At 66.5% G+C, this 14912-nt stretch carries 15 protein-coding genes; 10 read left to right on the forward strand and 5 right to left on the reverse strand.

The features are described 5' to 3' along the window. Positions 1-87: 87 nt before the first annotated feature. The 4 genes from J3P44_RS01810 to J3P44_RS01825 all read left to right on the forward strand — a co-directional run bounded on the left by J3P44_RS01810 (position 88) and on the right by J3P44_RS01825 (position 3031). Positions 88-873 carry an SDR family NAD(P)-dependent oxidoreductase gene (locus J3P44_RS01810; protein WP_255888515.1) on the forward strand — a complete coding sequence of 262 codons (786 nt, stop codon included), beginning with the start codon at positions 88-90 and terminating at the stop codon, positions 871-873. Between the two features lie 198 nt (positions 874-1071). Next, positions 1072-1425: a LysM peptidoglycan-binding domain-containing protein gene (locus J3P44_RS01815; RefSeq protein ID WP_255888516.1), complete on the forward strand. Its 354-nt coding sequence runs from the start codon at positions 1072-1074 to the stop codon at positions 1423-1425. Positions 1426-1742: 317 nt separating this feature from the next. Next, positions 1743-2261 (forward strand): hypothetical protein, encoded by a 519-nt coding sequence (locus tag J3P44_RS01820; protein ID WP_255888517.1) that lies wholly within the window; start codon positions 1743-1745, stop codon positions 2259-2261. After that, entirely contained in the window at positions 2258-3031 is a 774-nt protein-coding gene (locus tag J3P44_RS01825) for a hypothetical protein (RefSeq protein ID WP_255888518.1), read from the forward strand. Before J3P44_RS01820 ends, J3P44_RS01825 begins: the two co-directional genes overlap by 4 nt. An 84-nt stretch (positions 3032-3115) precedes the next feature. Here the strand turns inward: J3P44_RS01825 and J3P44_RS01830 are convergent, their stop codons facing one another. Then, positions 3116-3454: a hypothetical protein gene (locus J3P44_RS01830; protein ID WP_255888519.1), complete on the reverse strand. Its 339-nt coding sequence runs from the start codon at positions 3452-3454 to the stop codon at positions 3116-3118. A gap of 336 nt (positions 3455-3790) precedes the next feature. On the opposite strand from J3P44_RS01830, the gene nrdR reads away from it, so the two are divergent. The 3 genes from nrdR (at position 3791) to J3P44_RS01845 (ending at position 8384) form a co-directional block, all read left to right on the forward strand. Continuing rightward, positions 3791-4267: a transcriptional regulator NrdR gene (nrdR, locus tag J3P44_RS01835; protein ID WP_255888520.1), complete on the forward strand. Its 477-nt coding sequence runs from the start codon at positions 3791-3793 to the stop codon at positions 4265-4267. 103 nt (positions 4268-4370) lie between these two features. Next, on the forward strand, positions 4371-7271 hold the full coding sequence (locus J3P44_RS01840; protein WP_255888521.1) for a vitamin B12-dependent ribonucleotide reductase: 2901 nt from the start codon (positions 4371-4373) through the stop codon (positions 7269-7271). A 183-nt stretch (positions 7272-7454) separates the two neighbouring features. Continuing rightward, positions 7455-8384 (forward strand): hypothetical protein, encoded by a 930-nt coding sequence (locus J3P44_RS01845; RefSeq protein ID WP_255888522.1) that lies wholly within the window; start codon positions 7455-7457, stop codon positions 8382-8384. Here the strand turns inward: J3P44_RS01845 and J3P44_RS01850 are convergent. After that, the gene (locus tag J3P44_RS01850; RefSeq protein ID WP_255888523.1) at positions 8381-8785 is read right to left on the reverse strand and encodes a very short patch repair endonuclease; all 405 of its coding nucleotides are present in this window, start codon (positions 8783-8785) and stop codon (positions 8381-8383) included. The genes J3P44_RS01845 and J3P44_RS01850 overlap by 4 nt on opposite strands. Before the next feature lie 16 nt (positions 8786-8801). Next, positions 8802-9950: a DNA cytosine methyltransferase gene (locus tag J3P44_RS01855; protein WP_255888524.1), complete on the reverse strand. Its 1149-nt coding sequence runs from the start codon at positions 9948-9950 to the stop codon at positions 8802-8804. Positions 9951-10175: 225 nt separating this feature from the next. Here J3P44_RS01855 and J3P44_RS01860 point away from each other — a divergent pair, with 225 nt between their 5' ends. The 3 genes from J3P44_RS01860 to J3P44_RS25355 are packed head-to-tail and all read left to right on the forward strand — an operon-like array spanning position 10176 to position 13457. Continuing rightward, positions 10176-12131: a hypothetical protein gene (locus J3P44_RS01860; protein ID WP_255888525.1), complete on the forward strand. Its 1956-nt coding sequence runs from the start codon at positions 10176-10178 to the stop codon at positions 12129-12131. Positions 12132-12171: 40 nt separating this feature from the next. Continuing rightward, positions 12172-12585, forward strand: coding sequence for a hypothetical protein (locus tag J3P44_RS01865; protein WP_255888526.1), 414 nt, complete (start codon positions 12172-12174; stop codon positions 12583-12585). 32 nt (positions 12586-12617) lie between these two features. Further along, on the forward strand, positions 12618-13457 hold the full coding sequence (locus tag J3P44_RS25355) for a DEAD/DEAH box helicase (protein ID WP_255888527.1): 840 nt from the start codon (positions 12618-12620) through the stop codon (positions 13455-13457). Here the strand turns inward: J3P44_RS25355 and J3P44_RS01875 are convergent. Both J3P44_RS01875 and J3P44_RS01880 read right to left on the reverse strand, forming a co-directional pair. Next, positions 13454-13909, reverse strand: coding sequence for an endonuclease/exonuclease/phosphatase family protein (locus J3P44_RS01875; RefSeq protein ID WP_255888528.1), 456 nt, complete (start codon positions 13907-13909; stop codon positions 13454-13456). The genes J3P44_RS25355 and J3P44_RS01875 overlap by 4 nt on opposite strands. 375 nt (positions 13910-14284) lie before the next feature. Beyond that, positions 14285-14878, reverse strand: coding sequence for a hypothetical protein (locus J3P44_RS01880; RefSeq protein WP_255888529.1), 594 nt, complete (start codon positions 14876-14878; stop codon positions 14285-14287). Between the last annotated feature and the right edge of the window lie 34 nt (positions 14879-14912).

Genomic DNA, 14912 nt, shown 5'->3' on the forward strand with positions numbered 1-14912 from the left:
CGAGGTGGCTGGTGAGACCACCGTAGCCCTCACGGTGCCTCGGGATCAAACACCTGTTCGAACTCGCGTGTCGCTACTGTCCGCTGCATGGTGACCTCGTGCGTCGTGACCGGTGGAGCCCGCGGGATCGGGCGGGGGATCGCGGAGCTGATGGTCGCGCGCGGGCACCGCGTCGTGGTCAGCGACCTCGACGGAGCGGCCGCGGCAGCGACGGTGGCGGAGATCGGCGCCGCCGTCGGCGTCGAGCAGGACGTACGCGACCCGGAGTCGCATCGCGCCGTGGCCGCGGAGGCCGCGCGGCACGGCGCGCTCACCGTGTGGTTCAACAACGCCGGGGTCGGCGACGACGGCACGCTGGCCTCGCTCGAGGACGAGCAGGTACGCCGGCTGGTGGACGTCAACCTGCTCGGCACCCTGTGGGGGACGCGGGCCGCCCTGGCCGCCTTCGGCCCGGCCGGGGGAGACGTGGTCAACATCGCCTCGCTCGCCGGGCTCGGTCCGGTGCCGGGCTACAGCGTGTACGCCGCCACGAAGGCAGGGGTCGTCTCGCTGAGTGCCTCGGTCAACGCCGAGACGCCGGGCCGGGTGCGGGTGCACGCGCTCTGCCCCGACGGCGCCGACACCGCCATGCTGGCCGCCCAGGATCCCGCCGGCCTCGGCTCCCAGCTCGTCCACTCTGCCCGGATCCTGACGGTCACGGAGGTGGCACAGGCGGCGGTCTCGCTCGTCGGGTCGCGGCGGGTGGTGCAGACCCTGCCGGCGTGGCGCGGGGGAGTCGTGCGCACCACCACGCTGGCACCGGGCGTCTTCCAGCACGCGGCGGGGCTGTTCGCGGCGCAGGGTCGACGGGCGATGAGGAAGCGCCAGCGCTGATCTCGCGGGGATTTTCGACACGCCGAACAATTGTTCGACTGGAGGCTTGCGCTGTTCGAACACGTGCTCTAACGTCGTACACCTGTTCGATCGAACGTCTGATCGACACCGATCTCGGGTCCAGGCCCACTGTCGGTGGCTCCGACTAGACATCGCTTCGACAGCAACGACCGGCTGATCTTCCCCAGGAGGCCACAAATGAGCACCCTCAGCCTTGCCCCCGTCTTCACCCCCGCACCTGCCCGACCGCGCTCCACCGTGCGGCTGACCCGACGCGGCCGGCTCGTGGTCTTCGTGACCTCGCTGCTCCTGGTCCTCGCGGTCGCCTTCGCGCTGGCCGGCGGCGCCGTCGGCACCGACTCGGCCGGTGAGCCGATCCCGACCGAGATCGTCCAGGTGACGCCCGGCGACACCCTGTGGGGGATCGCCAGCGACATCGCCGCCGACGGTGACGTCCGCTCGGTGATGACCGAGATCGAGCGCCTCAACGCGCTCGAGACCACCGGCCTCCAGGCCGGCCAGAAGCTCCGCGTTCCAGTCGTCTCCGACTGACGTGTGAGGCCTCCATCAGCCGCTTCGACCCCGGCTGGTGGAACCAAAGGGGAAGACCGAGGGGCGGGCCACTGGCCCGCCCCTCGGCGCATTTGTGTTCATCTTGTGTCGCGCACCGGGGGCGTGCGGCTCGAAGGTGGCGGCGTACGACATGTCGGGGCCGAGGGTGGCGGCGTACGACATCTCCGCGGGGCTGGATCATGTCGTTCGCCGCCACTTGCGACCGGGGTTATCCACAGGCTCGACACCCGGGTGGTTGAGCGGTCGTGAAATGGGTAGTTTCTGGCGTGCTGACGTTGGTCTCGGGAAGGCACCTCATGCACGTACGCCGCGCACTCGCGCTCGCTGTCTCCGTTCCCCTGCTCCTGGCCGGGTGCACGGACGACCCCGAGCCCACGCCGAAGATTCCTGACCCGACGACATCCTCGTCCACTCCTTCGCCGACCGAGACGGAGACGCCGGAGGCGGAGAATCCCGAAGAGTTCGTTCGGCGGTGGGTGGAGGCTGGGGACGAGATGCAGGTGACCGGGGAGACGGACGAGTACTCCGCCATGGCTCCGAACTGCAAGCCGTGCCAGGGATTCGTGACCAGTGTGAAGGACGTGTATCGCGCCGGCGGCAGTGCTGAATTCGCAGGGACAGTGATCACTGACATTCAGCGTTACGCGACCAACCCACCTACGTATGACGTGTCGCAAAGCGTGCCGGAGACCGTGATCCATCACGGCGACACGGGCAAGACCGAGCGACTGCCTGGCGGCAAGACCCGCATTCGCGTGATCCTCAAACGCGCCAGTTCGGAGTGGCTGGTCACCTACTTCGGAATTCTGTCGTGACGGATGTCCAGATGGTTTGCCGGTTGGTGACAGTTCTCGCCCTTACCGTTTCGGCCTTGTTTGTCATGCCTGACCGAGCGCTGGCGCAGAGCTGTGTAAGCGTCGGGTGGGCCCAGGTCGACGCAGATTGCCCTATGACGTGGGGCGAGTTTCAGCAGGCGTCCTCTTCCGGCGACGGTCACACCTGGGTCGTCTCCATCCAATGCGGCAACGGCGGCATCTGTGCCGAGCAGGTGGAGTGCAACGAGAACGGCGAGACGGGGTTCGTGCATGACGTCTACATGGACGGGACGGACGTCGGTGACGTCTGCGTGCCGGACGACGAGGTGGACCAGGTCGACATTGCCCAGTTGATCCTCCGCGAGTTCAAGCGCATCGAGTGGCCTGGCTCGGAACTCGTGATCCAACCCCCGGGTGGCAAGACGCTGGTCAACTTCGAGACGAACTTCTACACCCTCGACAAGGAGCCGATCTCCCAAGAAGTCAGGATCGCTGGCCGGCGGGTGACCATCCTGGCGGTGCCCACGACGTACACGTTCCACTTCGGCGACGAGACGAGCACGACGACCTCCAGCCCGGGTGCACCCCACCCGGACCTCGACGTCACCCACGCCTACCAACACACCGGCAAGGTCGCGGTCACGACCTACAGCGGTGAGTATCGGATTGGTGATGGCGAGTGGGTCGCCATCCCGGACACGCTCACGGTGCACGGTACGGCGCAAGACCTACAGATCGTCGAAGCCCTCCCGCAGCTCGTCCTGGAGTGAGCGGCCGAACCCCTAGGTCGAAGATCACTCGCGCATGCCGCGAGCAGAGTTCGAGCTAGGCAACAGCAGCCGCACGAACACCCCTCAGCGCGCCGCGCGCTTCCCACCCACCGGCCGCGGCTCGGAAGGAGCGTCGGAGGGGGGAGGGGAGGTGATCCCGAGCGCCCGCATCAGTCGCGCGATCAACAGCAGCCCGATGAAGAGGCACGCGATCGCGCCCAGGCTGGCCAGCGCCATGAAGAGCCAGGCCGAGCCGCCGGAGCCCCCGCGCGCGGCCGTACCGAAGTCGATGGCGGCGTAGACGAGGTAGCCCCAGGCGATCACGCAGAAGGTCATCGCGGCGCCGAGGAAGAGGGCCGTCTTGTTGATCGTCCGGGGTGGCGGGGTGCTCCTGCGCGACCCTGCTCGTTTACCCGTGGACACGGCCTCATTGTGGCGGAAGTGACCTGAGGGGGACAGTGGAATGGACCAGTTGCCCACCCCGACACGCCGCCGCCGGGAGTGCCGCAACGCACTGACCTGCGGTTTTACCGAGCGCCAGATTTTCCTCGGCAGATCCCACGCGTTTCTTGCCAAGTCTTGTGGTCGCGACGTATGGTTACCACTACATCTAGTATTACACCGATGTAGTTATCCCCAGCTCGCTCACAGAAGGACGGGGCTTCGCCCACACCTTCAGGCTGGTTATCCACAGCAAGTGCACACCCAATCCGAGGGTGTATCAAGCGCGCCCGCACACGACCCGAGAGGAGACCCGCGATGCACTGTCCCTACTGCCGGCAGACCGACACCCGGGTCCTCGACTCGCGCGTCGCCGACGACGGCGGCTCGATCCGCCGCCGCCGCGCCTGCTCGGAGTGCGACCGCCGGTTCACGACGGTCGAGAAGATGCAGCTGACGGTGCTCAAGCGCTCCGGCGCCACCGAGCCGTTCAACCGCGACAAGGCGATCGCCGGCGTCCGCAAGGCCTGCAAGGGCCGACCGGTCACCGACAACCAGCTCGCCTGCCTCGGCCAGGAGGTCGAGGACACGCTGCGCCTGAGTGGCCAGGCGGAGTTCGACGCCAACGAGATCGGTCTGGCCATCCTGGCCCCGCTCCGGGCGCTCGACGAGGTGGCCTACCTGCGCTTCGCCTCCGTCTACCGCGCGTTCGAGTCCGCCGACGACTTCGAGGCCGAGATCTCGATGCTCCGGCTTGAGCGCGCCACCCATGATCAGCCCGCTCGTTCGGGCTGACCCCAATCGGCCCGGCAGGTAGTGGGGAAGCTGCCTGCCGGGCTTACCAAGCAACCGCGAGACGACTCGTGACGTTCAGCAACGACCAGGGATAGAGGATCGAATGACCGAGACGGTGAGCACCCGCGCCAAGGGAGCCAAGGGCAAGGGCCTGACCCTGCAGCGTGTCTTCAGCACCGAGGGCACCCACCCCTACGACGCCATCACCTGGGAGCGTCGCGACGTCGTCCAGCAGAACTGGAAGACCGGCGAGACCGTCTTCGAGCAGCGCGGCGTGGAGTTCCCCGACTTCTGGTCGGTCAACGCCTCCACCATCGTCACGACCAAGTACTTCCGCGGCGCGGTCGGCACCGACGTACGCGAGTGGAGCCTCAAGCAGCTCATCGACCGGGTCGTGAAGACGTACACCAAGGCCGGCATCGACCACGGCTACTTCGCGACCGACGGCGACGCCGAGATCTTCGAGCACGAGCTGACCTGGCTGCTCGTCAACCAGTACTTCTCCTTCAACAGCCCCGTCTGGTTCAACGTCGGCACCGCGTCGCCGCAGCAGGTCTCGGCCTGCTTCATCCTCTCGGTCGACGACTCGATGGACTCGATCCTCAACTGGTACAAGGAGGAGGGCTTCATCTTCAAGGGCGGCTCCGGCGCCGGCCTCAACCTCTCCCGCATCCGCTCGTCCAAGGAGCTGCTCTCCAGCGGCGGTACGGCGTCGGGTCCGGTCTCCTTCATGCGTGGCGCCGACGCGTCCGCGGGCACCATCAAGTCGGGCGGCGCCACGCGTCGGGCGGCCAAGATGGTCGTCCTCGACGTCGACCACCCGGACATCGAGGAGTTCGTGATGACGAAGGCGAAGGAGGAGGACAAGATCCGCGCCCTCCGCGACGCCGGGTTCGACATGGACCTCGGTGGCGCCGACATCACGTCCGTGCAGTACCAGAACGCCAACAACTCGGTCCGCGTCACCGACGAGTTCATGCGTGCGGTCGAGGACGGCGCCGAGTTCGGCCTGCGCGCCCGCGGCACCGGCGAGGTCATCGAGACAGTCGACGCCCGCGACCTGTTCCGCAAGATCAGCGAGGCCGCCTGGGCCTGCGCCGACCCGGGCCTGCAGTACGACGACACGATCAACGACTGGCACACCAACCCCGAGACCGGCCGCATCACCGCGTCCAACCCGTGCTCGGAATACATGTCGCTCGACAACTCCTCGTGCAACCTCGCCTCGCTCAACCTGCTGAAGTTCCTCAAGGACGACGACACCTTCGACGCCGCCCTGTTCGCGAAGGCCGTCGAGTTCATCATCACCGCGATGGACATCTCGATCTGCTTCGCCGACTTCCCGACCGAGCCGATCGGCGACACCACCCGCGACTACCGCCAGCTCGGCATCGGCTACGCCAACCTCGGCGCGCTGCTCATGGCGATGGGCCTGGGCTACGACTCCGAGGGTGGCCGCTCGATGGCTGCTGCCATCACGTCGCTGATGACCGGTACGTCCTACAAGCGCTCCGCCGAGCTCGCCGGCATCGTCGGCCCCTACGCCGGCTACGCCCGCAACGCCGAGGCCCACAAGCGCGTGATGCGCAAGCACCAGGCGGCCAACGACGTCGTACGCGTGCTGCACACCGAGGACAGCCGCGTGCACAAGCTGGCCACCAAGGCGTGGGCCGACGTGATCAAGACCGGTGAGAAGAACGGCTTCCGCAACGCGCAGGCCTCGGTGCTCGCGCCGACCGGCACCATCGGCTTCATGATGGACTGCGACACCACCGGCATCGAGCCCGACTTCTCCCTGGTGAAGTTCAAGAAGCTCGTCGGCGGCGGCTCGATGCAGATCGTCAACCAGACGATCCCGCGGGCGCTGCGGAAGATGGGCTACCAGCCCGAGCAGGTCGAGGCGATCGTCGCCTACATCGCCGAGCACGGCCACGTCGTCGACGCTCCCGGCCTCAAGACCGAGCACTACGAGATCTTCGACACCGCGATGGGCGCCCGCTCGCTCAAGCCGATGGGCCACGTGCGGATGATGGCTGCCGCGCAGCCGTTCCTCTCCGGCGCGATCTCCAAGACGGTCAACCTGCCGGAGTCGGCCACGGTCGAGGAGATCGAGGACGTCTACATGCAGTCCTGGAAGCTCGGCCTCAAGGCGACCGCGATCTACCGCGACAACTGCAAGGTCGGCCAGCCGCTGTCCGACGGTGGCGGCAAGGCCAAGAAGGACGCCGCCGACGCCAAGGACGCAGCCGACGCCGCGAACACCAAGGTCGTGGAGAAGGTCGTCTACGCCCCGGTCCGCAAGCGCCTGCCGAAGTCGCGCGTCTCCCGTACGACGTCGTTCACCGTCGGCGGTGCCGAGGGCTACATGACCTCCGGTGCCCACGACGACGGCCAGCTCGGCGAGGTCTTCCTCAAGCTCGGCAAGCAGGGCTCGACCCTGGCCGGCGTGATGGACGCCTTCTCGATCGCGGTGTCGATCGGCCTGCAGTACGGCGTCCCGCTGGAGACGTACGTCTCGAAGTTCACCAACCTGCGCTTCGAGCCCGCCGGCCTGACCGACGACCCGGACGTGCGGATGTCGCAGTCGATCATGGACTACATCTTCCGCCGCCTCGCCCTGGACTACATGTCCTTCGAGGAGCGCTCGATGCTCGGTATCTACTCCGCCGCGGAGCGCCAGCGCCACCTCGAGACCGGCTCCTACGAGCCGATCGTGGAGGAGACCGGCTCCGCTGCCGAGCTCGTCGAGGCGCACTCCGCCCCCGCCTCCGCCGAGGTCATCGACGCCGAGGAGGTCGAGGCCAAGGACACCCACGGCAACGAGGCCCGCGAGGTCCCCGCCCGCGTCACCACCGGCGAGGCCAAGACCACGGCCGAGCTCTTCGAGCAGCTCACCGGCACCGCCGTCGACTCCCCGCTCTGCATGACCTGCGGGACGAAGATGCGGCCGGCTGGGTCGTGCTACGTGTGCGAGGGGTGTGGGAGCACCAGCGGCTGCAGCTGACCATGGCGCGGAAGGGCCCGTCCCGTGGGGGCGGGCCCTTCGTGCTGCTACTACCCATACCTTCCTGCTTGCCCAGCGCATCCCCCTGGGGAGCCAGGTCGGCTCCCTCCACTCTGTTCTGCCCAGTGGTCCGAACCGTCAACCATCTCCGCAGATGTTCCGTATGTTTTGCGGATGCCAGTCGTGTCGACCGAATCCAGCTCACAGCTCCCGCCTCTTGCAAGTGCGCTACAGCAGGCAGGGGAGCGCCCACCTACGCTGCCGCGGACCGGTGGCGGCACGAATCAAAGCCTCAAAAAGAATTGGGCGCAAAAGTTCAGCAATGCCTTAGCTACAACTGTGGCGAACGGCTTGCGTGTTTACTACCCAAAGGCATTGATTACGCCTGAGCCGGATGGGAGCAAACAGGAGTACACGGTCGGCGGAAAGGTTGACCGCAAGAAGACCGACGTCGCGGTGATTGATGACATGGCTGGCCTGATTGCCGGCGTCTCAATTAAGACCCTGACGTTTCGGGACACACATCAGGACCCGAAGACGAAAGAACGGTCGATCGGCCGCTACCAGCGCAACGTAAAACGCAACGACATGGAACTTCGCGATGAGGCCGACACGCTTCATCGCCGGCAGCCGTTCGCCGTTCTAACTGCTCTAATGTTCTTGCCAGAGGACGGTTGTTGGGACGGCGTCAACGGGCACAGCAGCTTCGCCCACATTGTCTTCACTCTGCGGAAGCGCACGGGGCGCGACTCTCCCGAGGGCCGATTCGATTTGTTCGAGAATGTATACGTGGGGTTGATCGATTTCGACGGGAACGTGAGGTTCTTCGATGTGCGCGACGCCCCACCCAAAAACCAGCCACCCAACGAGAAAGACACAATCAGTTTCGATCAACTAATGGAGAGAATCGACCAGGCAGTGGAGATGCGCAACGCCGGAGTCAGCGCTGCGGAAAAGTACGCCACCCCCGACCTCAGGTGGGCGCCACCTGCCGACAGCCTTCCCGACGGCCTTGAGAACGAGAAGCCCCTAACCCTGGAGTATGTGATTGAGAGCGCTGGCGAGACCGAGGACGACTTGAGGTTGTTTGGCGACCAGGGCGACGAAGGTTAACGAACGGCTGCCTCGACGCGCTTGGCTGCCTGTTCGGGATCCTCGTGCTCCCAGATGCGCACAACCTCCCAACCGAGCTCCGCCAGTCGACGGTCGGTGTCGCGATCCCGAAGCACGTTGGCCTCAAGCTTCTCCGCCCACCAAGCACCATTGGATTTTGGCTCGGTACCGTGAGTCGGACACGCGTGCCAGTAGCACCCGTCAACGAACACGGCGACCCGCCGCTTGGTGAACAGGATGTCTGCGCGACGTCGGACGCCTTTGATCGGCAGAGCCGCGTCGACTCGATACCGGAGGCCGCGAGCGTGGAGGAGTCTGCGCAGCGCCAGTTCGGGTTTCGTCCCGACTCGCTTCTGGCGCTGCATTCGCCGGAGATACTCGGGGCTGCTGGCCTTCGGCATGCCTCGAACTTAGCCTTCAGGCAGTAGCTGCGACGTGCTCAGAGACGTCTGCCCGGAACTGGGGGTCGAAGCGAAGCGTGGAGCGTTCCATCCGGCTCTTGAAGCCTGCGGCGGCCCGGTGGCTGAGCGGCTTGCCCTCGGAGACGTCGACCGTCTCGAGCAGGTGCTTGTATGGGGCCTGCTCGGGCCACATGGAGACCGGCGACTCGAAGACCTCACCGTTGCCACCCCACGCGGCGAGGGGCCACTTGCCACCAGGCACACGCACACCGTCCATGGCGTCGTGGTCACTGGGGGAGACCAGCCGGCGACCGAGCCACTCACTGATCCCGACGGTCACGGCGTTGCCGACCAGCTTCCAGCGGGGCCCGTTGGTCCGGCCGAGGTCGGCTGCCTGAGTCCAACCACGAGCGAAGCCCTGGAGCTCCTCGGCCTCCTCAATGCGTGGCATGACCAGCTTGTGCCCCTCGGGGCCGTCGGGCACCCAGATGGCGGGCGGGCTGGGGATGCCGACGGTGCTGCCGCCCTTGAGAGTGGGTACCGCATCGTGCGCCCAGCCGAGACCGCGAAGACCCTCGGTCCAGTAGAAGCCGTAGGACGATCCCTTGTAGAAATCCGGACCCGGCTCACCGGCGTCGTCCACCAAGAGGACGTCGGCAGGATTCTCCGTCTGGCTGGCGACCATGATCACCCGCTGCCGGCGCTGGGCAACTCCGACGCTACGGCTGTCTACAAGGCGGTATGCCCACCGGTAACCGCGCTCCTCAAGGGAGTCAACCAGGTAGCGCATGGCCTTCCCGCCGTCGAGCACGAGCATGTTCCGGACGTTTTCGAAGACTAGCCATGTCGGCTGTGCGCTTTCCAGCAGTCGGAAGACGTGGGTGACCAAGCCGCTCGCCTTGCCACCGATTCCAGCGGTGCGGCCGGCCTGCGAGAGGTCGGTGCACGGGAAGCCGGCGGTCATCACGTCGACCTTGGGGGAGGATTTCAGGACTGCGACGTCGCCCTGCAGGTCGGCGTGGGGAAAACGGTCGGCGAGCACCTGCTGAGAAGGGGTCCAGTTGTCGACCAGCAACACGGCGTCGGAGGCGCCAGAGCGGCGGAGGCCCTCTTCCACCCCGCCGATGCCAGCGAACAGGCCTACGCCGGTCATCCGTGTGGTCATAGGCATCATTATGCGGACTACATGAGTGTAACTCCAGTCCGAATCGTCGAAAACTTGTTCGAAGTTCTCTGGTGAGCCCTCTAGTCAGAGCTATCTGGGTCCGGGTATCTTCTCTGCACTGCAACTTCTGGCAACGGAGCACGATTTCGGTCCTCCTCTCGCGCCGGCACGCGCAGTGAACCCGACACCGGCTCACTCCGAGCCGCCTTCGAGAGAGAACTCAACATGTTTCATGTAGACAACGCCGACTTCATTGCGGACAAATTGGCAGCCGAGCTGCTGCCCAACCAGGAGTACCGCGAGGCAGCCAAGAACAGCGCCGAGGCCATCGCCCGGCGCGTCGCCTCCCGCGGCGGCCCCAAAGGCCGCGTCGAGTATGACGTCGACTGGGCCATGCTCAGCGAGACCGAACCCCCGGCCTGGTACCTCTCCTGTGCCGACAATGGCGACGGCATGACGCGCCATGAGCTGGGCGTCTACACGACGACCCTGGCCGTTCGGGGCGCTAACCAGAACCAGTCGCTTACCGGCAACCAGGGGATGGGCCTCAAGATCAGCGGCCCGACTCGCCACAAGGAGGGCCTCCTCATCCGCTCGCTCAAGGCGGGGGAAGCCAGCATGGTGCAGGTTGGCTGGAACAAGCAGACCAAGCAGTACGGCCTCATCCCGCTCGGCGACGGCGGCGAGGAGATCGTCTCCGTGCCTACGGAGTTCTTCCCGGACTTCATCATCGAGGCGGGGTCGGGGACCGTGGTCACCTTCCTCGGCAACTCCTCGGGCGAGAACACCTTCGTGCCTGCGGGCAGCCCGCGCGGCTGGCTCTTCAAGTATCTCAACCAGCGCTTCTACCGCTTCGAAGACGAAGGCATCGAGATGCTCGTACGCGTTCCAACCGGTGACGTCGAGGACTGGCCGATCAGCCGCGAGGAGGCTGTCGAGCGCACGAAGGGCAAGGGTCGGTCGTTCAACCTCTCGCGGGTCAACGGCACGGCCGCGGTGTGGGACGACGCCAGCAAGAAACTCGGCGACCACTACTCCGGGACCGTGACTGTGGCGGGCGACCCCGCCGTCGGGCACCCCGCTGCCAACGTTCACTGGTGGGTCCTGCCGACCGGCCCCGGCTCAGACGTGTCCACCCGCACCTTCAGCGGTGGCTCGATCGGCATCCTGTACCAAAACGAGGTCCATGACTGGCGTACGAGCAGCATGGCCAACGCGTACTTCGCCCGCTTCGGGGTGCTGCTCGGCAAGAACCGCGTGGGCTTCGTCGTCGAGCCCCTGGGCGACACCGTCACCTCCGACTTCGCCCGCGCCCACGTGCTCGTCGGCGGCAAGCCCGTGTTCGAGCACGAGGCCTGGGTCTTCTGGGCCGAGCAGTTCCGCTCCACCATGCCCCAGGAGATCAGGGACGTCATGGCTGACGAGCAGGAGCGCATGCAAATCGAGGACCCCGACCGCAACAAGCGGATCAAGGAGCGCCTCAAAGACGTCATGTCCCTACTGCGGCCCGTCCGTGCTCGTCGTCGCGCGGACGGCAGCGTCAAGGCCTCCGGCCCCACTGTCAGCGGTGGCACCAGCGGCACCAAGTCCAATGGGACCTCGACGTCCTCGTCGTCCAGTTCCATCACCCGCAAGAGCAGCGGCGCTAGGGGTATCGGCTCGCTGCTGAGCCAGCTCAGCGACGCCGGCGAGTCGGCCGACCTCGTCTACTCCTCCTTGGAGCTGGAGCCGATCTGGCGCACCGAGGAAGAGGCATCAAGCTACGCCCTCGTCGGCGGAGACCTCCGGGGCCTGCACGACCGTGCTGCCGCTCTGGTCGGAGAAGACGGCGCCACCGCGCCGCTTCTCGTGCTCAATAAGCAGTTCCGCGGATATACGGCAATCGTCGAGGCCGTCAACGAGTGGGCGAATCCCGAGGGTGACGAGACCAAGGCCGAAGTAATCGAAACCCAGACCCAGGAGTGGATCACCCAGAAGATGCTCGAGGCAGTTTCGGGGCTCCGCCAGCTCGAAAACGGGTCGAGCTGGACCGCTCAGACCTTCAACGAGGGTCTGAGCCCGGTCGCGTTGACAAGTGCCTTCATGGCGGACCGTTACCACACGCTGCGTGAGGTGAAGCGTCACGTGGGCAGCCTTCGGCAGACGATTCCCGCGTCCACAGAGACTGCTGACGCAAGCTGACGCCCCGTCTTCCCGGGCGGCCACGTGGTGGCCGCCGCCGATGCTTCTCGTGGCTAAGGCGACGCCGGGGCAGTCCCCGGCCACAACGACCGTCAAGGTGTTTGTCTGTCCCGGCCGTATCACCGTGCCCCCGGCACGGCTCGACCTGGACGGCGACGTACTGCGGCAGGAGTTGTGGGAGGCCAGCTCCGCTGGCTCACGCTCGAGGGGCAAAAACGTTGCCGAACGCGCGCGTGCCCTTGAGATCCTCCTCGACGCGGTCGCTGCACATGCAAGCTCGAACCAAGCGTGGCTGCAGGACCGCCGATTCGAGGGCCTGCTGACACCGAACGGCAAGCGCCGCGCCAAGATGGCGCGTGAGCTGCACGCGTTGTTGCCGAGCGGCTCCGACACGTGGCGGCCGCTACGCGAGGCGTTGGAGAAGCTGAGGGTCGCGTCCGAGGACGACAGCTAGGTCCCGCGGTCCAGCTGTTGCAGAGTTGATGCGTGGGACCTAAGCACCGTCCCGCCTTCGTCGCCACCTTCCACGCCTTCGGCCAGCAGTGGGGCCCAGCCGAAGGGGATCGCACGGACAGTGAGTTCTGGGAAGAGCGGTTGCCTGCCGAGATGGCCGAGCTCGCCGGTGGGTTGCCGGACAAGCAGAAGTACGACGCTGTCATCGTCGACGAGGCGCAGGACTTCGCCGACTCATGGTGGACCCCGGTGCTGCGATCGCTGCGGGACGAGGAGAAGGGCGGGCTGTTCGTCTACTCCGACGAGAACCAGCGCATCTTCGCCCGCTTCGGGCGGCCGCCCGTGGCACTGGTCCCGCTGGTGCTGAACCACAACATGCGCAACACCCGCCAGATCCACGAGTCGTTCGGGCCGCTGGCGCCGAGCCGGATGTACTCACGTAGAGGTGTCGGACCTGCCGTGCGGTTCGTCTCCTCGCCGCCGGAGGATGCGCTCGAAGCGGCTGATGACGCGGTAGACGCGCTTCTGGAGGAGGGCTGGGAGCCACGCAACGTCGCGCTGCTGACGACCGGTCACCGCCACCCCGTTCAGGTCGAGCGCACCGACTTCCACGATCAGGAGGGCTACTGGCGCACCTACTGGGACGACGACGTCTTCTACGGCCACGTGCTGGGGTGCAAGGGCCTCGAGCGCCGGGCGGTCGTGCTGTGCCTCAACGAGGACGGGTCACGCGACCGCGCACGCGAGCGGCTCTACGTCGGGATGTCCCGCGCTACCGACGAGCTCGTGGTGGTCGGGGACCGAGACCGTACGGCGCGTGGCCGGCGGGGATGTGGCGAGGCGGCTCGGGCTCGGCTGAAGGCTTGCCTCTAGAGAGCGACCTCGACCACGTAGGCGTCGTGGTCGGACAGGCGCTTGCCTTCATGGGTCACGTCAATCCGTGACGCCACGGCCCGGAGACCAGCTGGCACGGCCACGTGGTCGATGGTCAGCAGGCCGTCGATCGCGTGCGGCAGGTCAGCAGTAGCCGATCGAAGGCCGAGTGCGTCGAGAGCCCCGACCACGGCGCCACGCCCTCCTTGCGAGCCGACGTACTCCTTGCCGGTCAGGGCGTGGTTCCAGTCGCCACCCCACACCAAGGAGTCGGCAGCGCGAAGGCGTACGAGCAGGTCGTCGACTGTGTTGCGGGTCTTGTCGGCGTGACTCTCCCCGGTCCAGGGAGGCAGGGATCGGCACCCCTTCCACGGCAGGATCGAGCTGACGTACGTCGTCGAACCGACGCGCACCTGAGCGCTCGCCGGGTGCGGGTCGGGGCTCGAGGTCATCAACAGCCGGCTGGCGATCCCTGCCCAACGCCGGCGCGGTGCCATCAGTGACTGCGACAGATGCACCGAGTAGCCGGGGAGGCATGTGCGCTCGTTGACCTCGGTCAAGAGCCAGAGGTCGCAGTCGGCCTCCAGTATCAGATCACGGTGCTGCTCGGACCAACGTCCAGCGAGGTTCCACGTCCCTATGCGCACGAGGCGAGCATGACGCATTTACCTGCGCGCGAAAGCGGCTCGTTCCTAGAACCCACGCCCGGTGGGTCTCGTACGCCGTCCCGAACCGCTCGCGCAGCCACCGTTCCTCGCGCACCACCACTGGTGCAGCAGCGCCGCGCCGGCCAGGGCTCCCGAGAGCCCAGTGACCGACAGACTTTCTCAGCGAGACTCGAACCAAGGGCGGTGCAGGTCGTAGAACTGCGCGTCCGCCATGGCGTACTCGAGGTCGGACCTCACCTCGGGCGGCGGCTCGAGCTGCTCCCCGTGCCGCGCCGCTTCCTCGCTGGTGAACGCGACGGTCTCGGTGAAGGTGCCGTCCGGCTCGATGGCGAGGGTGCCGCCGATGATCTCGGGTCGCATCTGGTGCAGCGACTCGGTGTCGGCGGACATCATCGACCTGAGTCGGTCGACGTCGTCGACCCGGCCCCGGATGACCTGGACGAAGCCCGCGCTGTCGGACCCGCCGTCCAACAGGAGGGTGACGTCCTCGCAGTCATGGAACTCGACAGGCCCGTCGAAGAGCTCCATCATGCGGGCGGCCCACGCGTCCTGCTCGGGTCTGCCGGAGTTGGACATCGCGGACTCCCGCGACTCGAATCGGACGACGCCCACGAACATGTCGTCGTCGGTGAACCCGTAGGTCCCTCCGAGCCAGCCCGGTGCTCCGGAGCTGAGCTCGTTGCGCCACGTGTCCAGGTGCTCGTGGAGCTCCTGCTGGCGCGTGCACTTGCCTTGGATGATCTGGATGAACACGCTGCTCCTCCTCGGTGGGGTCACCCACCTCTCG

Source organism: Nocardioides astragali, from assembly GCF_024436375.1.
Lineage (GTDB): Bacteria > Actinomycetota > Actinomycetes > Propionibacteriales > Nocardioidaceae > Nocardioides > Nocardioides astragali.